Source organism: Dietzia natronolimnaea (assembly GCF_002289575.1).
Classification (GTDB): domain Bacteria; phylum Actinomycetota; class Actinomycetes; order Mycobacteriales; family Mycobacteriaceae; genus Dietzia; species Dietzia natronolimnaea_A.
In genome coordinates this window covers 1-19427 of sequence record NZ_NTGA01000038.1, presented here as the reverse complement: position 1 = coordinate 19427, position 19427 = coordinate 1, and the positions used below count along the sequence as shown (strand labels likewise).

Below are 19427 nucleotides of genomic sequence, written 5' to 3'. Positions count from 1 at the left end.
TCACCGCTCAGCTATGGGAGACACGCCCTAGTCTCGTGGGCATGGAACTGGTCCCGTCGCTCGCCCCCGTCGCCGCACTACTCGGGACGTGGAGAGGCGACGGCGCGGGCGAGTATCCCACCATCGAGGACTTCACCTATACCGACGAGGTGGTCTTCACGGATGTCGGAAAGCCGTTCCTGCACTACGTCCAGCGGTCGTGGAGCCCGGACGGCACGCCCATGCACACCGAGACGGGATACCTGCGCATTCCCGTTGTCGGAACCGCGGAGATGATCCTGGCGCAGCCTATGGGGCAGACCGAGCTCGCGGAGGGGACGGTCGTCGCCGAGGCGGACAGGCTCGTCCTGGAACTGAAGGCCCGGGTGTCCAGCAGCGCCACCGCCAAGCAGGTGGACGCCACCACGCGCCGGTACGAGCTCACCGGGGACAGGCTGGTCACGTCGTTCGCCATGGCCGCGGTCGGGGTACCCATGACCCACCACCTGTCTTCCGAGCTGCGCCGGGCCTGAGGGCCTGCGCCGGGTCCGGACGCCGCGATAGGGTCCGAACGGTGGCTCCCGGGTGCGGTCGAGGTGACCATGGGAGCCCACACACAGTTCCGCAGGCGACCGGGGAGGGATAGTGGTCCAGAAGAAGAACGACCAGCAATCGTCGAACATCAAGGACGAGAGGGTCTACCAGGCACTGCGAGACGACGGGGCGAGCAAGGAGAAGGCGGCCCGGATCGCCAACGCCTCGGCCAAGGAATCCCGGTCCGAGGTCGGACACAAGGGCGGCAAGGCCGGTTCGTACGAGGACTGGACCGTCGATGAGCTCCGCGACCGGGCCAGGGAGATCGGGATCGAGGGGCGCTCGTCCATGAACAAGGACGAGTTGATCGAGGCTCTGCGGGACCACTGACCCGGGCGTTCGGACTATCGACGGTCCCGCGACCGATCGCGGTGATTGCGCCCCGCCACTAGAGTCGTGGGATGCGCACCGTCCTGCACACCAAGCTCGATGACTTCTCCGACCAGCTGGTCCGGTTCTGCGAGATGAACAATCGACTCCTCGACCTCGCCACCGTGGCGCTTCTCGAGGGGGACGAGGTCGCGGCCACCGAGGTGATCGACGGCGCGGCCGAGGTGGAGGACCTCCGGGAGGACAGCGAGCAGCACGCCTTCGACCTGCTGTTGCTCGAAGCGCCCGTGGCCCGCGATCTGCGTCAGGTGGTCTCCGGCATCTACATCGTCGAGCACTTCACCCGGATGGCCGCCCTCACCGGACACATCGCTCGCGTCGCCCGCCGCCGGCACCCCAAGCCGGTCGTGCCCGGCCCGGTCGTCCCGACTATCCGTGAGTTCGCCGAGCGGGATTCGGCCATGGCCCGGAACCTCGGGCGGCTGCTGCCCACCAAGGACGTCCGCCTCGCTCGATCGCTCGACTCGGAGGACGACGCCGTCGATTCACTCCACGCGGAGCTCATGAGGCAGATCTCCGCCGAGGACTGGCCGCACGGCTCGGTCGCGGCCGTGGACCTGGCCCTGCTCGCCCGCTACTACGAGCGGTTCGCCGATCACACGGTGAGCATCGCCAACCGCGTGATCTACCTCGCCACCGGTGAGCGACCCGGGGGCGGCTCGCTGTCACACCTCGACGACGGCACCGTACTCGACTGACCCGACCAGATCTCCGATGTGAGGAGCCCGCCGTGTCCCGTCCCATCCACTTCGAGATCCACGCGTCCGATCCTGCCCGGGCGTGCGCGTTCTACGCAGCCGTCTTCGGTTGGACTTACCAGGACTGGAGCGACTTCACCGGGTCACCGTACTTCGGCGTGACCTCCGGCCCCGAGGACGAACCGGGCATCAACGGCGCGATCACGCAGCGCCGCGGCGACGCCCCCGCTACAGGATCGCCCGTCACCGGCGCGGTGCTCACGATGGGGTGCGCGGACTTCGACGCCACCGCCCGCGCGATCCTCGAGGCCGGCGGGACGGTGGCCATGGACAAGCACGCCCTGCCGGGTATGGCGTGGCAGGGCTACTTCCTCGATACCGAGGGGAACGTGTTCGGCATCCACCAGCCGGACCCCGATGCGAGATAGGGCGAACGCATGACCCGGGCGTGAGCGCCCGGGCCATGCACCGGTGGGCGTACCCACCGTCGCGGGTCACCTGCTGCCGCGGGGTCTCACCGGCAGATCGCGCCCGTCGAGGCCGACTGCACGAGCTTGGAGTACTTGGCCAGTACGCCTCGGGTGTACCGGGGAGGGAGCGGCTCCCATCCCGCGCGCCGCTGCGCCAGCTCGGCCTCGTCGACCAGGAGATCGAGCGTCCCGCGGGAGACGTCGAGGCGGATACGGTCACCGTCTCGCACGAACGCGATCGGCCCGCCGTCCACCGCCTCGGGAGCGATGTGGCCGACACACAGACCGGTGGTCCCGCCGGAGAACCGTCCGTCCGTCATCAACAGGACGTCCTTGCCGAGGCCGGCGCCCTTGATGGCGCCGGTGATCGCGAGCATCTCGCGCATGCCCGGGCCGCCCTTGGGCCCCTCGTAGCGGATCACCACGACGTCCCCGGAGGTGATCGTGCCGTCCTCCAGCGCATCCATCGCGGAACGTTCCCGCTCGAAGACCCGGGCCGTTCCCTCGAAGACGTCGGAGTCGAAGCCGGCGGACTTGACCACGGCGCCCTCCGGGGCGAGCGACCCGCGCAGAATCGTGATGCCGCCGGTCGGGTGGATCGGCTCCGCCATCGCACGCAGCACCAACCCGTCCGGGTCCGGCGGGGCGATGTCCGCGAGGTTCTCCGCGACGGTGCGTCCGGTGACGGTGAGGCAGTCGCCGTGCAGCAGGCCCGCGTCGAACAGGGCCCTCATGACCACCGGCACCCCGCCGATCCGGTCGACATCGGTCATCACGTGGGCGCCGAACGGCTTGACGTCCGCGAGATGTGGCACCTTCGCGCCGATGCGGGCGAAGTCGTCGAGGGTCAGATCGACCTCCGCCTCACTGGCGATCGCGAGCAGGTGCAGCACGGCGTTGGTCGAACCACCGAAGGCCATGACGACGGCGATGGCGTTCTCGAACGCCTCCTTGGTCATGATGTCGCGGGCGGTGATCCCCCGACGCAGGAGTTCGACGACCGCCTCTCCGCTCGCTTTAGCGTAGTCGTCGCGACGGCGATCCGGGGCGGGCGGGGACGCGCTCCCCGGGAGGGACATGCCGAGGGCCTCGGCCGCGCTCGCCATGGTGTTGGCGGTGTACATGCCGCCGCACGCACCCTCTCCGGGGCAGATGGCCCGTTCGATGGTGTCGACGTCCTCACGGCTCATCAGACCGCGCGAGCACGCCCCGACGGCCTCGAACGCGTCAATGATGGTGACCTGCTTCTCCGTGCCGTCGGAGAGGGTCGCGAAGCCCGGCAGCGTGGACCCCGCGTAGAGGAAGACGCCGGCGAGGTCGAGCCGCGCGGCGGCCATGAGCATCCCCGGCAGCGACTTGTCGCACCCGGCGAGCAGCACCGACCCGTCGAGCCGCTCAGCGCTCATCACCGTTTCCACACTGTCGGCGATCACCTCGCGGGACACGAGCGAGAAGTGCATGCCCTCGTGCCCCATCGAGATGCCGTCGGACACCGAGATGGTGCCGAACTCGAGCGGGTACCCGCCGCCCGAGTGCACGCCCTCCTTGACCGCCTTGGCCAGGCGGTCGAGCGAGAGGTTGCACGGGGTGATCTCGTTCCACGAGGAGGCCACTCCGATCTGGGGCTTGACCCAGTCGTCGTCGCCCATCCCCACCGCACGGAGCATTCCCCGCGCCGCGGTCTTCTCGAGGCCGTCGGTGACGTCCCGGCTGCGGGGCTTGATGTCCACGCCGTCGGGCGCGTGTGCCTTGTCACCGTCGTGCGCGTGCGCCTTGTCCGTCTGCTGCGTCATACCGCCACCCTAGGCGGTGGCGGGTCGCGGGCCACAGCAGACTCGGCACGTCAGACCGGGGTCAACTCCAACAGCCGGCCGCCCTGCCCGTCCTCGAGGACCCAGATCGCCCCGTCGGGTGCCTCGGCGAGGGCGCGGACCCGCGCGCCCATGTCCCATTCCTGGACGACCGTCGCGGTCTGGTCGTGCAGCTCCGCGCGGACCAGCACCTGGCCGGACAGTCCGCCCACGAGCGCGCTGCCGTTCCAGCCGTCGAAGCGGTCCCCGCCGTAGATCAGGAGGTTGGCCGGGGAGATCGCGGGCACCCAGTAGGCGGCGGGCGGCACGAACCCGTCGTCGTCACCGTGTTCCGGGATGTCGCCGCCGTCGTAGTGCCTGCCCATCGAGGCCTCCGGCCACCCGTAGTTGCCACCCTCGGCGAGCAGGTTGAGCTCGTCACCGTGCCGGGGCCCCATCTCGGACACCCAGATCCGACCCTGCGGGTCCTCGGCGATCCCCAGGGGGTTGCGGTGGCCGATAGTCCACAGTTGCGCGGCGGACCCTCCCGCATCGGCCCACGGGTTACCGGGCGCGGGATCCCCGTCCGGGGTCAGGCGCACCACTGCGCCCATGTTGTCGGCGGTGTCCTGGGCGGGGGTCTGCTCCTGGCGGTCCCCCGAGGTCACGTAGAGATGGTCGTCGTGGACGAGCAGGCGCAGGGCGAAGTGTCCGTTGCCGGCCGCGGGGTCCTGCTCCCAGATCACCTCGAGATCCGTCAGCTCGGCGCGGTCCGCCTCGAGGGTCCCGCGGCCCACCACTCCCTGGGCGCCGGCGGGATGGTCCCGCACCCAGCTGAGGTAGACGGTGCCGTCCTCGGCGTAGGTGGCGCCCGGGGCCACGTCGTGCAGGCCCCCCTGTCCGCCGTCGTTCACCGGCGGGACCCCGTCGACCTCCGTGACCTCACCCGTGGACTGGTCGCGGAGCAGGAGCTCGCCCCCGCGCTGGGTGATGAGCAGGTGGTCGGACCCGGGGAGGAAACTCATCGCCCACCCCTGATCGAACTCACCGTGTTCGGTCACCTGGAAGTCCTCGGAGGTGTCGGCGGTGGTCGGCGCCTGCCCCGCCCTGTCGTCGGGGTCGACGGAAGTGGTTCCGCCGGTGCACCCGGTCAGGACGAGGGCCGCTGCCGCCACCGGGACAAGAAATCGTCGCATACTCCACGGTATCGACTCCTCTGGTGGCCCGTCGCCTCAGTCGTCGTCGCCCTTGGCGCGGTCATAGCGGCGAAGGGTCTCGCGGCGCTCCTCGGCGTGATCCACGATTCGCTCGGGGTACCCGTGGTCGTACCCGTCCGCCGACCGCCACGGTTCGTGCGCCGCGGCGCCGGCCAGATGCGCGAGTTCGGGGATCCACCGACGGACATAGTCCCCGTCGGGGTCGAACTTGACCCCCTGGGTGACGGGGTTGAACACCCGGAAGTACGGGGAGGCGTCGGTCCCGGTCCCGGCCACCCACTGCCATCCGTGGTTGTTGGACGCCAGGTCGCCGTCCCTCAGGTGGTCGAGGAAGTACCGGGCGCCGGACGGCCACCACACGTGCAGATCCTTGACCAGGAAACTCGCGGTGACCATGCGCACCCGATTGTGCATCCACCCCTCCGCCCGCAGCTGCCGCATCCCCGCGTCGACGAACGGGTAACCGGTCACCCCCTGTTGCCACGCCTCGACCAGCACGGCGGTCTCGGGGCCCTCGTCGTACTCCATGCCCGACAGCGTGTCGCGCAGGTCGCGCCAGGCCGAGCGGGGCCAGTGCCACAGCACGTCGGCGTAGAACTCGCGCCACGCGAGCTCGGTGACGAACCGCCGCGCCCCCTCGGTGTCCGCGGCGGAGTCGTCGGCGAGCTCGGCCAGGATCGTCCGCGGGTGGATCTCCCCGTACTTCAGGTGCACCGACAGTCGGCTTGTGGTGTCCAGGTCCGGCCGGTCCCGCTGGTCGCCGTACGAGATCAGGTCGTCACGCAGGAATTCCCTCCACCGTTCCAGGGCCGCCTGCTCGCCCGCCTCGGCCCCGTCTCCCGCATCGCGGGACCCGGGGTCGGGATCGTGCGACTCGTCGGGATCGGGATCTGCGGCCCACGCGATGTCGTCAGGACGGGCGCCGGGCTCGGGCCAGCCGTGGTCGCGCCAGGCCTTGGAGAAAGGCGTGAAGACCCGGTACGGCTCGCCGGTCTTGTTGAGGACCCGACCCGGGCCGACCGCGTAGGGCGACCCGGTCTCGACGAGCTCCCGGCCCTCGCGCGCCAGATGCTCGCGCACCCGGTCATCTCGGCGCCGGCCGTACGGGGTGGACTCACGACTCACGTGCACCTGGTCGGCGTTCACCGACTCCGCGAGTTCCGCGATCACCTCGGCCGGGTCACCGGTTCGGAGAACGAGGGCGCCGCCGGTGTCGGCTGACAGCGCGGCGAGCGACGCCTCCAGCCGTCCGGTGCGGACGGCTCCGCGGTCGTGCAGCGCCGGATCGCGGACGAACACCGGCAGGACCTCGTCCGCGGAGTCGACGGCCGCGAGGAGCGCGGGGTGGTCCGACAGCCGCAGATCGCGGCGGAACCACAGGATCGAGATGGTCACGTCGCCTCCGGATCTGTTCGGGCGGTGGCCGTTCCCCGGGTCCGTCCGGTCTCCCGCCTCCGTGGCTCGAGTGTGGCAGACGCGCGGTGCCGGACGCAGACACCGAGCTCAGCGCCGTCGGGACCAGGTGTCAGCACAGCTAGGGTGCGAGCGCGGGAAAATGGGGCACGACGTGGTCGACGAACTCGGCCACGACGTCCCGGATCGGCCGGCGGGAGGCCGCGAGCCCCAGCAGGACGTGGTTTACCCCGATCCCCCGCAGGTCCGTCAGGTGCTCGACCAGACGCCGGTGGCCGATCCGGAAACCGAAGCTGATCGGCGAGGCCGCCTCGTCCGGGTCGTCGGCCAGGTCGATCTGGAGCGATTGCGCGAAGGGCGCGAAGGGACTGAACACCTCGTCGTCGTCGGACTCCGTCTCCCGGCTCTGCGCCACCACCTCGCGCCACCGCGCGACGGTCCGTCGCTGGACATCGAAGTCGCGCGGGTAGGTCAGCCACCCGTGCCCGTGGGCGGCGAGGTAGGAGATGCTCTGTTGGCACGAGCCGGTCATGATCACCGGCACCGTGGAGGCCGTGGGCTTGGGTACCACGTCCGCGCTGTGCATCCATCCCCCGGACCAGCGGATCCCCCGCATCTCGGTGGTCAGGGCGTGGGTCATCACGGTCAGGTTCTCGCGGAAGCTCTCCCCTCGCCGCCCCTGTTCGAGGCCGAACGCGCGGAACTCCTCCGGCCGGTCGCCGGAGGCCACCCCGAGCAGGAACCGGCCACCGGAGAGGCGGTCCAGGCTGGCCGCGGACTTGGCCACGTGCAGGGGGTGGCGGACGGGGAGGACGACGGCCGCCGTCCCGAGGGCGATCCGGCTGGTGTGCGCGGCCACGTACGTGAGGAACACCCACGGGTCGTAGATCTGGCCCACGTCGCCGAATGACGGGACCCGCAGTGGGATGTCGCGGGCGTAGAGGGCGGAGAACCCCCCGGCCTCCGCGGCCCTGGCGACCTCGATCTGTTCGGTGAGGTCCGAGCCGTCGCCCTGATCGGCACGCGTGCGCAGCGGGAAGCCCAGACCGAGTGTCAGGTGACCCGCTCCGAAGGTCCGCCTGTAGCCGGGGAGCAACCGGGGGTCTCCGTCGGACACGTCGAGCGGCGAGGTGGTCATGTTCCCCACCCTCGCACGACCTCGCGCACGGGCGAATCAACTAAGCTCGCGTTGATTGATCGAGCGAGAGGCCGGACGTGACCACCACCATCCTGGCCTCCGAGGCATCCCCCACCGAACTCGTCTCGTTGTTCTGGATCGTCCTGGCCGTCTGGGCGGCCCCGGTGCTGTCCGGGTTCACCCGCTCGTTCATCCCCGGTGTGGTGCTGCTCCTGGTGGGCGGCATGGTGATCGGCCCCCACGGTCTGGGTCTCGCGGTGGAATCCGGCGGGGTCGCGCTCCTGTCCGAGCTCGGTCTGGGGATGCTGTTCCTCCTGGCCGGGTTCGAGCTCGAGGTCTCCACCCTCACCGGGCGCAGCGGACGCCGGGCGGCCGGGACCTGGGTCGTGAGTCTCGTCCTCGCGGCCGGGGTGGGGTGGATGGTCTCGGGACGCTGGGAGACCGCGGTGGCGATCGGGCTCCTGCTCACCTCCACCGCCATCGGCACGCTCCTGCCCATCCTCAAGGGGTCGGGTCACGACAGCACCCCCGTCGGCCGGGCCGTCCTCACCCACGGAGCGGTCGGGGAACTGGGACCGATCCTGGTGATGGCGGTGCTGCTCGGCACCCGCAGCATCGAGTCGTCGATCGCGGCGGTCGGATTGTTCCTGCTGGCCGCCCTCGTCATCCTGGCGGTGCCCGCCCGCCTGCTGCACATCCCCGCGCTCGGCCGGGCATTGCTGAGAGGTACCACCTCCACCGGCCAGTTGGCCATGCGCACGGTGATCCTGCTCCTGGCCACCATGATGGTGGTGGCCACGGTGTTCGGCCTCGACGTGGTGCTCGGCGCCTTCGCCGCCGGGATGATCCTGCGTCGGCTGGTCGACTCCCTGGGTGCCCAGCTGCGCGAGGGTGGCCAGTCCCCGGACCGGGGCCTGGCCGCGGTCCTGCTCCGCCAGCTGGAGACCGTCGGCTACACCGTGTTCATCCCCGCCTTCTTCGTGGTGTCGGGCATGAGCATCGACCTGGGTGCGGTGGCGGCCTCGCCCTGGGTGCTGGTGGCCGCAGTCGTGAGCATGCTCGTCATCCGTGGCGGAGGGGTGTGGCTGGGCGAGACCGTCACCCACGCGAGCCCCGGTCTCGACGGGCCGCGGGAGCGGGCGAGGGTGGGCCTGTACGCGGCGACGGGCCTGCCGATCATCGTGGCGGTCACCGAGGTCGCCGTGAACAACGGCCTGATGACGGGCGAGATCTCCTCCGTGTTGGTGGCGGCGGGGGCGGTCACCGTCCTGCTCTTCCCCCTCCTGGCGGAGGTGGTGCGGGCCGGTGCTCCGGCGTCACGTCCCTAGCAATGCGACGCCGCGTCCGGGGACTGGCGGGTGGTGGGCAGGGCGGTCGGGTCCCACAGCCGGGGCCCGTACGCCAGGAGCAGGCCGGCCGCCAGCGCGCCGAGGCCACCCGCGGCCATGTCCCCGATCGTGTCGTCGAGGGTGACGTAGATCCGGTCGGTCAGGTAGGTGTAGCCGAACCACTCCACCATCTCCCACAACGCACCGAGGGCCAGGCCGAACGCGGTGGTGAGAACCACCGCCGCCACGGCCGGGACGCCACCGTCCGCGGTCGCCGGGACGATCCCGCGGTGGGCGAGGAAGAGGTAGGCCACCACCGCCAGCGCCCCGGCACACACGAAGTGGACCACGATGTCCCACCACCAGATACGCGTGTACAGGTCGAAGACGTTGCTCCACGCCGCCACCAGCAACGTGACCGACACAGCGATATCCGCCCACGGCCTCATCCCCACGAAGCGCGGGAGCATCAGGCCCGGCAGCGCGAACGCGACGATGGCCGCGTCGGTCAGCCCGTGGAGGAGCAGCGCCACCAGGACGCTGAGGGTTCCGAGGATCCGCAGGGCGTCCGCCCCCATCCGCGCACGGCTCTCCGCCGGTCGCAGGAAGTTGTCGATCACGCGTCGACACCTCCTTCGTCGAGACTCAGCACGGCGTGGACGGGCAGATGGTCCGACGCCCACACGCCGCCGGGCCGCACCGGGTTGATCGCGGCGTGGGTGACCCTAAACGCTGACGAGGCGAGGATCCAGTCGATGCGCGAGCCGTTCCTGCGGGGGGCGCGGTAGCCGGAGTACGTTCCCCACTCCTCGCTCACGCGGGTCCGCGCACCGTGCCACGTGTCGACCAGCATCCCGTCGCGCACCAACTCGCTCACCGCCGCACCCCCCGGGCGCGTGTTGAGGTCACCGGTCACCACGGCCGGGGTGTCCCGAGCGGACGACGGGCCGGCGGCGGCCACCAGGTCTCCGATCGCGCGCGACGATCGGAGCCGCGAGCGCGCGGAGAACGGGTCGAGGTGGGTGTTGATCATCAGGAGGTGGCGCGAGGTCCGACGATCGCGGAACGTCGCCGACACCGTGACCCGGGGGATGAGGTTCCCCCAGGACACCGAACCCGCGCGGGCGGGAGTGTCCGACAGCGCGATCTGGTCCCAGTCCAGCAGCTCCAGTCTCGCCGAGTCGTAGAAGATCGGCGAGGCCTCCCCGCGCCCGTCGGCGCCCCGCCCCCGGCCGACGGCGTGGTAGCCGGGCCCGAGGGCGTCCAGCATCACCGCGGCCTGCTCGGGCAGCACCTCTTGCGCGCCGAGCAGCGTCGGGCGCTCGGCAGCCAGGAGCGACCGGAGCGCCGGCGCGCGTCGATCCCACCGGTCGGCGGGCCGCGCCATGATGGCCGGCACGGGCCGGCGGATGTTCCAACTCATCACGTGGATCTGCGGTTCGGGCACCCGACCGACGAGTGCCGACGGCTCGGGCCGCGCGGCCTGGGCGACGCCGGGGTCGTGCGGTGCCATCGTGCGGTCCCTCGAATCCGAGAAGCGGGTGGTGATCGCCAGTCTATTGGGGAGGATGGCGGTCGCGCCGCCGCCGTCGCCCCTCTCGACGGTCCCGAGCCGCCCACTCAGCAGGTGGGCGTGGGCGCCACCCGGTTCCAGCGGTCGAGGGTCCAGGAGACGAGTTGCGGGGTCAGCGGGGAGTCCGCGGCGACCACTCCGTTGTGATCGCGGCCCGGGAAGGTCCGGTAGTCGAGTGGTTCGCCGTCCGCGCATCTGGCGTCCACCCAGTCCTGCTGCATCGCCGGTTTGACCAGCGGGTCGGCCAGCCCCTGGGCGATCAGCACGGGCGCCGGCCACGGGCCGGTCGGCGAGTTCTCCCGCAGCTTCTCACCCAGATCGCCGTCGAGCACCGAATCGGGGAACACCTGCTCCGGGATCTGGGTCCCCCGGACCAGCGCTGCGATCGCGTCCTGCTCGTTGAAGCACAGGTCGCCGATCTTCTCCACGCCGTGCGCGGTGCCCGGGTTGAGCCGCCCGGCCAGATCCAAATCCGGGAAGACCACGTTCCACGAGTGGGCGATGTAGGCGGAGACCGTCTTGCCGCCCACCTCGCCCTTGCTCATCTCGGCGAGGGTGTAGAGATCGGTGGCGGGGGCCATCCCCGCGATGCCCAACACGGTGAGTCCGGGGGCGTAGTCCTCGGCGATCTGGCCGGTCCACAACGCACCGTGACCGCCCTGGGAGTGTCCCCAGACCACGGTGTCGCTGCTCAGACTGAGACCGTCGAGTTGCTGCGCGGCGAGGGAGGCGTCGAGGACGTTGCGTGCCTCCACCTGGCCGACCAGGTACGGGTGCATCCCCGGCGTGCCCAGACCCAGGTAGTCCGAGATCACCCCTGCCCAGCCGTGCTCGGTCACCATCTGCGTGAGCGCCTCTCCCGCGCCGTCGGCGAACGGTGTGGGGCTCAGCGACGGCGCGCAGCGCGGGACGATCCCGGTGGTCCCGTGCGCCACACTGAGCAGCGGGAGCGCATCCTGGGTCCGGTCGCTCGGTGCGATGACGATGCCGCTGACGGCCACCACGGTGTCGTCCGGCGCTGTGCTGGTGTAGAGGATGCGCCAGGCATCGGCCCCGGGGGGAACGCCCACGGTGAGGGTCTCGGCCTTGAGCAGTACCCCGGCCTCGGCGGGTAGGGGCTCGGAGGAGGTGCAGAAGTCGTCGGGTGCCGGGCGCTCGTCCCCGCGGAGCAACAACGCGCTGCCGATCGCGAGCGCGGCCACCACCAGGAACACCGTCACCGCGAGGATGGTCCGTCCCCATCGGCGGAGGAGTCCCGGCTGCGCCCTCTCGGCCGCGCGCTCCCTACGTCGGTGGAGCCACGGATCCAGGAGCCCGCGCAGCCCCACGAACACCAACCACGCGCCCACCGCGTACTTGATCAACTCGATCGCGAGGACCGGCCAGACCAGGCACAACAGCCCCAACAAGACGGCGGCGGTGCCGCTGAACAGTCCGTCCACCCGACGGTCGGTCTCGCTCCGGACCGCCGCCACGAGCGTGTGGAGACCGTGCACGATCAGCGCGGTGACCATGACCCACAGCAGACTGCGAATGCTGGCGGACTGCCACACCAGCACCACGATTCCCGCCGCGGCCATGGCCGCACCGGTGAGGATCCGCACCCAGCGCCGTGAGTGTCCGGCGCCGTCGACGCCGATCACCGTCGCGAGTCCGACGACGACGAGGCCGACTCCCGCCAACCTCACGATCTCCGGGAGGTCGAGAGGGGCCAGGATCACCAGCGCCCCCAGGGCGATCGACGCGAGCGCCAGGACCACCCCGACGACCCGCCTGTTACCCCCGGCTCGTTCGCCGACCTGCTCGACCATCGTCATCCCCTCGCGCCCGGCTCGGATCCTCGTGCCGACGGCACGGATCGCCAGATGTGAAGATATCCCTTACCAGCGTGGGTCATGGGTTATGCCGGGAAACGCAGCGGCGGCACACTGGACGTCATGGACGATCTGCGAGTGATGCCCGGTCCGGGCCTCCCCCACGGTCTCCACGTGCCCGCAGGCGAACTCGTCGAGCAGTTCTCCCGGTCCTCGGGTCCCGGCGGTCAGGGTGTCAACACGACGGATTCCCGCGTGCAGTTGAGTCTGGACCTCGCCACGACCACGGCGCTGGGCGACACCCAACACGCCCGCGCGCTCGACCGGCTCGCGCCGTCCCTCGCGGGCACCGTCCTCACCGTCGCCGCGTCGGAGCACCGGTCCCAGAGGCAGAACCGGCGGGCCGCGCGGGACCGGCTCGCGACCCTGCTCCGTGAGGCGCTCGCCCCCGACACCGTCCGGCGGCCCACACGGCCGACCTACGGGTCGCGCCTACGTCGACTGGAGGCGAAGAGTCGACGCTCGCAGGCCAAAGCGGCCCGGAGACGCCCGAGCGCCTCGGACTGACGCCCTTTCCTGCGGTGTGAACCCGCTACCGGTCGGGGTCGGCCCAGTACGAGAGTTGCTCGGTGGAGACCTTCGTGAGCCACATCTGCCACAGCGGGCCGAACGAGACCCTCCGCACCCCCAGGTTCCTGAGGACGGCCAGGTCACCGGCGCCGTGGCCCTTCACGGGATGAGCGGTGACGTTGACCGGGATCGAGACCGCCCGCACGAGCCTGGTCACCTGATCCGCGGAGGTGAGGCCCACCGGGTAGACCGAGCGCGCACCCGCCTGCTCCATCAGCACGATGCGCTCGGCCGCCTCGGCGAGAGGGTCGGAGAAGACCTCGCCGCCCAACTTGACCGCGTCGGTGCGGCCGTTGATCACGAAGGGCACTCCGGCGTCGTCGGCCGCCCGGCGGGCGGCGGCGATGTAGTCGGCGTGCTCGTGCTTGTCGCGGACCCGGTCGCCCTCACCGTGGACCACGTCCTCGATGTTGGCGCCAGCCGCGCCGGCGTCGAGTAACCGCGAGATCAGCTCGTCCGGGGCGAGTCCGTAGCCGGATTCCACGTCCGCGCTCACCGGGAGGTCGACCGATCCGGCGATCCTGCGCACCACCTCGAGGTAATCACCGAAATCCATCTGTTCGCCGTCGGCGCTCCCGATGGCGTCGGCAACCGGGTGGCTCCCCACGGTGAGCCCGTCGAACCCCACGGCCGCGGCGGTCCGGGCACTCCAGGTGTCCCAGACGGTGGGGAGGACTATCAGGTCACCCGACTCGTGCAGAGCGGCCAGTTCCCGTGCCCGTTGATCCACATTCGTCATCGTCGACGCCTCCTCGGTTGTAGCTGTCCCACGAGCCTAGGCCTGTTCGGCACGCCGCGTTTCGGACCCGGACGGCACGCCCCGGTCGGGGTCCCCAACTCCGGAAAACGCCGCGAAGGCGTGCGCTGTCGGTCACAGTGCAGGGTGACGCCGAGACGATCACCGAACGCGCATGTGCACCGATCGACCACACCGGGGGTTATGGCGACGCCGACCCGGCTCGGGTGATGATGGTGCAGGCGTGCTGATGCCGTTCCACAAGAACACGATCAGCCTGAAACGAAGAGAGCCGACATGACCCAAGGCAGACAGAAGATCATCTACACCCTCACCGATGAGGCACCACGACTGGCCACGGAGGCCTTCCTCCCGGTCGTCCGCACCTTTGCGGACGCCGCCGACATAGACGTCACGACGAGCGACATCTCGGTGGCCGCCCGCATCCTGGCCGCGTTCCCCGACCGGTTGACCGACGAGCAGAAGGTGCCCGACAACCTGGCCGAGCTGGGTGAGCTGACCCAGGAGCCCGGCACCAACATCATCAAGCTCCCCAACATCAGCGCCTCGGTTCCGCAGCTGAACACCGCGATCGCGGAGCTCCAGGCCAAGGGTTACGACATCCCCAAGTACCCGTACGATCCCAAGACCCCGGAGGAGGCCGAGGCCGCCGAGCGGCTCTCGGCATGTCTGGGTAGCGCCGTGAACCCGGTGCTCCGCCAGGGCAACTCGGACCGCCGCGCCCCGAAGGCGGTCAAGGAGTACGCCAGGGCCAACCCGCACTCGATGGGCAAGTGGTCGATGGCGTCGCAGACCCACGTCGCGCACATGACGCACGGCGACTTCTACGCCGGCGAGAAGTCGATCATCCTCGACCGCGCCTGCGATGCGCGCATGGAGGTCGTGACCCCGGACGGCGAGACCCACGTCCTCAAGACGGTCCCCCTCGAGGAGGGCGAGGTCGTCGACTCGATGTTCATGAGCAAGAAGGCGCTGCTCGAGTTCTACGAAGAGCAGCTCAATGACGCCAAGGAGACCGGCGTCATGTTCTCGCTCCACGTCAAGGCCACCATGATGAAGGTCAGCCACCCGATCGTGTTCGGTCACGCCGTGAGGGTCTTCTACAAGGAGGCCTTCGCCAAGCACCACGACCTGTTCGAGGAGCTCGGCATCAATGTCAACAACGGCATGGTCGACCTGTACAACAAGATCGACTCACTTCCCTCCTCCAAGAAGGAGGAGATCATCGAGGATCTGCACCGTTGCCACGAGTACCGGCCGGAGCTCGCGATGGTCGACTCGGCGCGCGGCATCACCAACTTCCACTCCCCCTCGGACATCATCGTCGACGCGTCCATGCCCGCGATGATCCGCGTCGGTGGGAAGATGTACGGTGCCGACGGCCGCAAGAAGGACACCAAGGCGGTGATCCCCGAGTCCACGTTCGCGCGGATCTACCAGGAGATCATCAACTTCTGCAAGACCAACGGGGCGTTCGACCCCACCACGATGGGCACCGTCCCGAACGTCGGACTCATGGCCCAGAAGGCCGAGGAGTACGGAAGCCACGACAAGACCTTCGAGGTGCAGTACGACGGGGTCGCGAACATCGTCGACGCCGCCACCGGTGAGGTGCTGTTGTCCCAGGACGTCGAGGCCGGCGACATCTGGCGCATGTGCACCGTCAAGGACGCGCCGATCCGCGACTGGGTCAAGCTCGCCGTGGACCGCGCCCGCGCGTCCGAGATGCCCGCGGTCTTCTGGCTGGACCCGTACCGGCCGCACGAGAACAACCTCATCACGCTGGTCAAGAAGTACCTCCAGGACCACGACACCGAGGGCCTGGACATCCAGATCATGTCGCAGGTGCGTGCGATGCGGTACACCCTCGAGCGCGCGTGGCGGGGTCTGGACACCATCTCGGTGACCGGCAACATCCTGCGCGACTACCTCACCGACCTGTTCCCGATCCTCGAGCTGGGCACCAGTGCCAAGATGCTGTCGATCGTGCCGCTCATGGCGGGCGGCGGGCTGTATGAGACCGGCGCGGGCGGGTCGGCGCCGAAGCACGTCCAGCAGCTGGTGGAGGAGAACCACCTGCGGTGGGATTCGCTCGGTGAGTTCCTCGCCCTCGGGGCGAGCCTGGACGACCTCGGTCGGAAGGACGACAACCCCAAGGCCACGATCCTGGCCCGGACGCTCGACACCGCCACCGGGAAGCTGCTGGAGAACCGCAAGTCGCCGTCACGCGTCACCGGAGAGTTGGACAACCGGGGCAGTCAGTTCTGGCTCGCGATGTACTGGGCCCAGGAGCTCGCAGAGCAGACCGACGATTCGGACCTGGCCGCTCACTTCGCGCCCCTCGCCGAGAAGCTCACGGCCGACAAGGACACGATCCTCGGCGAACTGCTCGACGTCCAGGGCAAGGAGGTCGACCTGGGAGGGTACTTCCAGCCCTCCGTCGACAAGCTGCGCGAGGTCATGCGACCGAGCGAGACCTTCAACGCCGCCCTCGAGAGCCTCGGCGGCTGACTCGACAGCTCGGCTGTACGACTGCATGACCTGACCGCCCCCGCCGGCCGAGCGCCGACGGGGGCGGTGTTGTACATGGCGGTGTCATACGGGGCGGTGTCGTGGGGCGCGATGGCATCCGGCGCGGCGAGGACGCCGATCGCGATAGAGTGAGCCAGGTCACACAACCTGGAGGGCACCATGAACCACGTCTACAGCGTCACCGAGATCGTCGGCTCCTCCCCCGAGGGAACCGACGCCGCCGTCGCCAATGCCATCGCCGAAGCGTCCAAGACACTGCGCAACCTCGAGTGGTTCGAGGTGCAGTCCGTGCGCGGCAAGCTGGACGGGGACCGGGTCGCGCACTGGCAGGTGACCATCAAGGTCGGGTTCCGGCACGAGTCCTGAGCCCTGTCGGACCCGACTCCCTCACATCCCTTATCACCGTCGCGCCCTGCTACCGTCGCGCGGAGCAACCATGCAAGGAGGCCAAGTGAGCACCACGGTCGAGTCCCGCCCTGTGGGGGCCGACGACCTCGTCCACCTGCGCAGCTGTGTCGACCTCGCGAGGCAGGCGCTGGAGGCCGGGGACAAGCCGTTCGGGTCGGTGTTGGTGGACGAAGCGGGGACGGTGCGCTTCGAGGACCGCAACCGAGAATCGAGCGGGGACGCCACCAGGCATCCGGAGCTCGCGATCGCGAAATGGGCGGCGGAGAACATGCAGCCGGAGGAACGCGCGGCCAGCGTCGTGTACACCTCCGGCGAGCACTGCGCGATGTGCAGCGCCGCCCATGCCTTCGTGGGGCTCGGGCGCATCGTCTTCGCCTCCAGCGGTGCTCAGTATGCGAGCTGGAAATCCGATCTCGGCATAGAGCCCGGGCCGCTCGCTCCGCTCGGCATCAGCGACGTGGCCCCGGGGATCCCCGTGTCCGGTCCGGTCCCCGCCCTGGCGGAGGAGGTCCGGGTTCTGGTCGAGAAGTCCGTCCGCTCCGGTCGACTTGGAAACGACGGCTGACGTCGCCGGAAGCCGGGTGACGGCGGGCCGGTTCAGCGTGCGCCGGAGTCCCCCGTCCTCTCCACCGCGCTCCAGACCTCACGCCAGTGCGCGGCCAGGGAGTCGAGGGTCTCGTGCGCGTTCAACCCGCTGGGCTGGGGCAGCACCCACAGCGTCACCTCGCCGGGCCACCCCGCGACCTCCGAGGTGTCCTGCTCCCCGTAGCCGGCCTTGGGTCGCGCGAACGCGGTCCGGAAGGCCATGATCCCCGCGACGGCCACGACCTGAGGCTTCAGTTGTCCGGCGAACTGCGGTCACGCGCTCCGCACCCGCCCGCAGTTCGTCGCGGGTGAGTTCGTCTGCCCTCACGGTCGCCCGACCGACGAGATTGGTCATGCCGATGCCCCGCGAGAGCAGTTGTCGCTCGTCCTCTATCGAGAGCCCGGCGGCGGCATCGACGACATGATCTGTCAGCCCCGCCCGGTGCAACGACGGCCAGAACCGGTTCCCCGGCCGCGCGAAGGGCGCGTTGACGGCCGCGGTCCACAAGCCCGGATTGACCCCGACGATGAGCAGTCTCAGCTGCTCGGCGTCGGCGGGCAGGACGTCGTCGACCGCGTGCGGGTCGTCGGTGGCGAACCGGGCGAGCTCGTCGCGCTTCGGGCGACTTCCGCCCATCGGTGAGGGGCGCCGCGGGATGCCGGTCACGACCAACTGAGCCATGCTGCGAGGCTAGCGCGGGACGACATGCGCGCGCCGCCGGGACGAGTGGGCGCTGGTTTCCGGAATGAGGACATCTTCTGACCTCTACTCCTGTCAGGCTGGAGCCATGAGCACGACCGACAGCCCCGCGACGCGCAGCCCCGACTCGCCCTTGATCGTCGCGGACGTCGACCACTGGCGGCAGTGGCTCGCGACGAACGACGACACCTCCGACGGGATCTGGTTGATGCTCGCGAAGAAGGGGATCACCTCCCCCACCTCGCTCCCCTATCAGGGGGCGCTCGAGGAGGCACTGTGCAGCGGATGGATCGACGGGCAGCGAAGGTCGCACGACGAGAAGACGTTCGTGCAACGGTTCACCCCCCGCCGCGCGCGTTCCATCTGGTCGCTGCGGAACGTTGAGATCGTCACCCGCCTCGCCGAGGAGCAGAGGCTCCGGCCGCGAGGCGTCGCCGAGATCGAGCGGGCGCAGTCCGACGGGCGCTGGGACCGCGCGTATGCCGGCTCAGCGACCGCGGAGCTCCCGGAGGTCCTCGTGACCGCGCTCGAGGCGACGCCGGCCGCTGGGGCCGCCTTTGCCCGACTCACCCGCGCGGAGCGCTACAGCGCGATTCACCCTCTACTCATTGCCCCGGATGAGGCCACACTCACCCGACGGGTCGGACGGCTGATCGCGCGCCTCACGTCACCGTGATCAGGTCCCCCACGCGACGTGATGTGACAACGACGACGGCAGTCGCCACGGCGAGACGTCCCGCGCATGGGACGCATTCCCTCTCCGCAGGGATCTGGGAGCATCTCCACTCCCAGTGTTCGGGGACGGCCGATAGTTGCAGCCGATGACGCTCGGACTCTCGCTAGCCGATCATGTAGGCGAAACCCCGGCCCGATTTCTCCAGTCCGCGGAGGAAACGTCTCGCCCGGCCCAGGTGGAGCTCCACGTACTGCGTTTCCGATTCCACTTCTTCGACCGAGTCGCAGTTGTGGCGGGTGAACCAGGGGACGAAGTCCGCGCGGGTGATCGCGTCCAGATCGTCGGCTATCGCGGCGATGTCTCCGGGCGGGATGACTCGCACCCACGGCAGCCACGCCTCCCAGCCGCCGAGAGGTGTCACCTCTCCTTCGAACATCCGGTCCGCCGGCCTGGGCTCTCTGGCCGGGTCGGACGGCTCCGACATCCTCTGGAGATTTCTCCACGCCTTGTCGAGGTAGAGCATGTCTTCCTCCGCAGGCCCCTGCTGAAAGTCGGTCGTACCCATGGTGAAGCCGTGGGGCAGACCGACGGCGTCCGCGAACGGGTCCGGACTGATGTAGGCCCGTGGGTCGGAGAGCACCGACTGTGTGATGTCGGCGTCGAAGGCGTATGCGTAATAGCGGATTCCCATGCGTCCAGCATTCTGACGACGGACACGAGAGACTGCCCGTAGGC

General features: G+C 69.8%; 20 protein-coding genes and 1 pseudogene. 11 read left to right on the top strand and 10 right to left on the bottom strand.

Going from position 1 to position 19427, the window contains the following annotated elements:
• Nucleotides 1-41 precede the first annotated feature (41 nt).
• From CEY15_RS16595 to CEY15_RS16580, 4 genes are all read left to right on the top strand, one after another.
• The gene (locus tag CEY15_RS16595; protein ID WP_095719357.1) at nt 42-512 is read left to right on the top strand and encodes an FABP family protein; all 471 of its coding nucleotides are present in this window, start codon (nt 42-44) and stop codon (nt 510-512) included.
• Nucleotides 513-624: 112 nt separating this feature from the next.
• Nucleotides 625-903: a DUF7218 family protein gene (locus CEY15_RS16590; protein WP_095719355.1), complete on the top strand. Its 279-nt coding sequence runs from the start codon at nt 625-627 to the stop codon at nt 901-903.
• A gap of 71 nt (nt 904-974) precedes the next feature.
• Nucleotides 975-1661, top strand: a complete 687-nt coding sequence (locus tag CEY15_RS16585; RefSeq protein ID WP_017837151.1) for a phosphate signaling complex PhoU family protein — start codon at nt 975-977, stop codon at nt 1659-1661.
• Nucleotides 1662-1693: 32 nt separating this feature from the next.
• Nucleotides 1694-2089: a VOC family protein gene (locus CEY15_RS16580; RefSeq protein ID WP_095719354.1), complete on the top strand. Its 396-nt coding sequence runs from the start codon at nt 1694-1696 to the stop codon at nt 2087-2089.
• A gap of 86 nt (nt 2090-2175) precedes the next feature.
• On the opposite strand, the gene ilvD is transcribed toward CEY15_RS16580, so the two are convergent.
• The 4 genes from ilvD to CEY15_RS16560 all read right to left on the bottom strand — a co-directional run bounded on the left by ilvD (nt 2176) and on the right by CEY15_RS16560 (nt 7689).
• Nucleotides 2176-3924, bottom strand: a complete 1749-nt coding sequence (gene ilvD / locus CEY15_RS16575; RefSeq protein ID WP_245847687.1) for a dihydroxy-acid dehydratase — start codon at nt 3922-3924, stop codon at nt 2176-2178.
• 50 nt (nt 3925-3974) lie between these two features.
• Nucleotides 3975-5117, bottom strand: a complete 1143-nt coding sequence (locus CEY15_RS16570) for a PQQ-dependent sugar dehydrogenase (protein WP_245847686.1) — start codon at nt 5115-5117, stop codon at nt 3975-3977.
• Between the two features lie 36 nt (nt 5118-5153).
• On the bottom strand, nt 5154-6527 hold the full coding sequence (locus tag CEY15_RS16565) for a cryptochrome/photolyase family protein (protein WP_217987116.1): 1374 nt from the start codon (nt 6525-6527) through the stop codon (nt 5154-5156).
• Between the two features lie 145 nt (nt 6528-6672).
• Entirely contained in the window at nt 6673-7689 is a 1017-nt protein-coding gene (locus tag CEY15_RS16560; protein ID WP_095719351.1) for an LLM class oxidoreductase, read from the bottom strand.
• Between the two features lie 77 nt (nt 7690-7766).
• Between CEY15_RS16560 and CEY15_RS16555 the strand changes: the two genes are divergently transcribed.
• Nucleotides 7767-9017 carry a cation:proton antiporter gene (locus CEY15_RS16555; protein WP_017837157.1) on the top strand — a complete coding sequence of 417 codons (1251 nt, stop codon included), beginning with the start codon at nt 7767-7769 and terminating at the stop codon, nt 9015-9017.
• Here CEY15_RS16555 and CEY15_RS16550 read toward each other — a convergent pair.
• From CEY15_RS16550 to CEY15_RS16540, 3 genes are all read right to left on the bottom strand, one after another.
• Nucleotides 9014-9637 carry a hypothetical protein gene (locus CEY15_RS16550; protein ID WP_095719350.1) on the bottom strand — a complete coding sequence of 208 codons (624 nt, stop codon included), beginning with the start codon at nt 9635-9637 and terminating at the stop codon, nt 9014-9016. The genes CEY15_RS16555 and CEY15_RS16550 overlap by 4 nt on opposite strands.
• Complete coding sequence (locus CEY15_RS16545; protein ID WP_095719349.1) at nt 9634-10530, bottom strand: endonuclease/exonuclease/phosphatase family protein; 897 nt, start codon at nt 10528-10530, stop codon at nt 9634-9636. Before CEY15_RS16545 ends, CEY15_RS16550 begins: the two co-directional genes overlap by 4 nt.
• Nucleotides 10531-10637: 107 nt before the next feature.
• On the bottom strand, nt 10638-12401 hold the full coding sequence (locus CEY15_RS16540) for a lipase family protein (protein WP_245847685.1): 1764 nt from the start codon (nt 12399-12401) through the stop codon (nt 10638-10640).
• A gap of 126 nt (nt 12402-12527) precedes the next feature.
• Between CEY15_RS16540 and arfB the strand changes: the two genes are divergently transcribed.
• Nucleotides 12528-12971: an alternative ribosome rescue aminoacyl-tRNA hydrolase ArfB gene (gene arfB / locus CEY15_RS16535; protein WP_095719356.1), complete on the top strand. Its 444-nt coding sequence runs from the start codon at nt 12528-12530 to the stop codon at nt 12969-12971.
• A 25-nt stretch (nt 12972-12996) separates the two neighbouring features.
• Here arfB and CEY15_RS16530 read toward each other — a convergent pair whose 3' ends face one another.
• Nucleotides 12997-13773, bottom strand: a complete 777-nt coding sequence (locus CEY15_RS16530; protein ID WP_095719347.1) for an isocitrate lyase/PEP mutase family protein — start codon at nt 13771-13773, stop codon at nt 12997-12999.
• A gap of 294 nt (nt 13774-14067) precedes the next feature.
• On the opposite strand from CEY15_RS16530, the gene CEY15_RS16525 reads away from it, so the two are divergent.
• From CEY15_RS16525 to CEY15_RS16515, 3 genes are all read left to right on the top strand, one after another.
• Nucleotides 14068-16302 (top strand): NADP-dependent isocitrate dehydrogenase, encoded by a 2235-nt coding sequence (locus CEY15_RS16525; RefSeq protein WP_095719346.1) that lies wholly within the window; start codon nt 14068-14070, stop codon nt 16300-16302.
• Between the two features lie 180 nt (nt 16303-16482).
• Nucleotides 16483-16689: a dodecin gene (locus CEY15_RS16520; protein ID WP_095719345.1), complete on the top strand. Its 207-nt coding sequence runs from the start codon at nt 16483-16485 to the stop codon at nt 16687-16689.
• An 85-nt stretch (nt 16690-16774) separates the two neighbouring features.
• On the top strand, nt 16775-17296 hold the full coding sequence (locus CEY15_RS16515; RefSeq protein ID WP_095719344.1) for a nucleoside deaminase: 522 nt from the start codon (nt 16775-16777) through the stop codon (nt 17294-17296).
• A gap of 32 nt (nt 17297-17328) precedes the next feature.
• Here the strand turns inward: CEY15_RS16515 and CEY15_RS16510 are convergent.
• Nucleotides 17329-17824 (bottom strand): annotated as a pseudogene (locus CEY15_RS16510) (mismatch-specific DNA-glycosylase).
• A 19-nt stretch (nt 17825-17843) separates the two neighbouring features.
• Here CEY15_RS16510 and CEY15_RS18900 point away from each other — a divergent pair.
• Together CEY15_RS18900 and CEY15_RS16505 are read left to right on the top strand one after the other, a co-directional pair.
• Nucleotides 17844-17993 (top strand): hypothetical protein, encoded by a 150-nt coding sequence (locus tag CEY15_RS18900; protein WP_245847688.1) that lies wholly within the window; start codon nt 17844-17846, stop codon nt 17991-17993.
• A 111-nt stretch (nt 17994-18104) separates the two neighbouring features.
• Entirely contained in the window at nt 18105-18692 is a 588-nt protein-coding gene (locus tag CEY15_RS16505) for a YdeI/OmpD-associated family protein (protein ID WP_095719343.1), read from the top strand.
• 163 nt (nt 18693-18855) lie between these two features.
• Here the strand turns inward: CEY15_RS16505 and CEY15_RS16500 are convergent, their stop codons facing one another.
• Nucleotides 18856-19383: a DUF1877 family protein gene (locus tag CEY15_RS16500; RefSeq protein ID WP_095719342.1), complete on the bottom strand. Its 528-nt coding sequence runs from the start codon at nt 19381-19383 to the stop codon at nt 18856-18858.
• Nucleotides 19384-19427: the final 44 nt, after the last annotated feature.

Coding starts and splice junctions, on each gene's coding strand:
- CEY15_RS16560 (WP_095719351.1), bottom strand. CDS start 7,689: ATGACCACCTCGCCGCTCGACGTGTCCGACGGAGACCCCCGGTTGCTC.
- CEY15_RS16595 (WP_095719357.1), top strand. CDS start 42: ATGGAACTGGTCCCGTCGCTCGCCCCCGTCGCCGCACTACTCGGGACG.
- arfB (WP_095719356.1), top strand. CDS start 12,528: ATGGACGATCTGCGAGTGATGCCCGGTCCGGGCCTCCCCCACGGTCTC.
- CEY15_RS16540 (WP_245847685.1), bottom strand. CDS start 12,401: ATGGTCGAGCAGGTCGGCGAACGAGCCGGGGGTAACAGGCGGGTCGTC.
- CEY15_RS16570 (WP_245847686.1), bottom strand. CDS start 5,117: ATGCGACGATTTCTTGTCCCGGTGGCGGCAGCGGCCCTCGTCCTGACC.
- CEY15_RS16545 (WP_095719349.1), bottom strand. CDS start 10,530: ATGGCACCGCACGACCCCGGCGTCGCCCAGGCCGCGCGGCCCGAGCCG.
- ilvD (WP_245847687.1), bottom strand. CDS start 3,924: ATGACGCAGCAGACGGACAAGGCGCACGCGCACGACGGTGACAAGGCA.
- CEY15_RS16500 (WP_095719342.1), bottom strand. CDS start 19,383: ATGGGAATCCGCTATTACGCATACGCCTTCGACGCCGACATCACACAG.
- CEY15_RS16585 (WP_017837151.1), top strand. CDS start 975: ATGCGCACCGTCCTGCACACCAAGCTCGATGACTTCTCCGACCAGCTG.
- CEY15_RS18900 (WP_245847688.1), top strand. CDS start 17,844: ATGAGCAGTCTCAGCTGCTCGGCGTCGGCGGGCAGGACGTCGTCGACC.
- CEY15_RS16520 (WP_095719345.1), top strand. CDS start 16,483: ATGAACCACGTCTACAGCGTCACCGAGATCGTCGGCTCCTCCCCCGAG.
- CEY15_RS16530 (WP_095719347.1), bottom strand. CDS start 13,773: ATGACGAATGTGGATCAACGGGCACGGGAACTGGCCGCTCTGCACGAG.
- CEY15_RS16505 (WP_095719343.1), top strand. CDS start 18,105: ATGAGCACGACCGACAGCCCCGCGACGCGCAGCCCCGACTCGCCCTTG.
- CEY15_RS16525 (WP_095719346.1), top strand. CDS start 14,068: ATGACCCAAGGCAGACAGAAGATCATCTACACCCTCACCGATGAGGCA.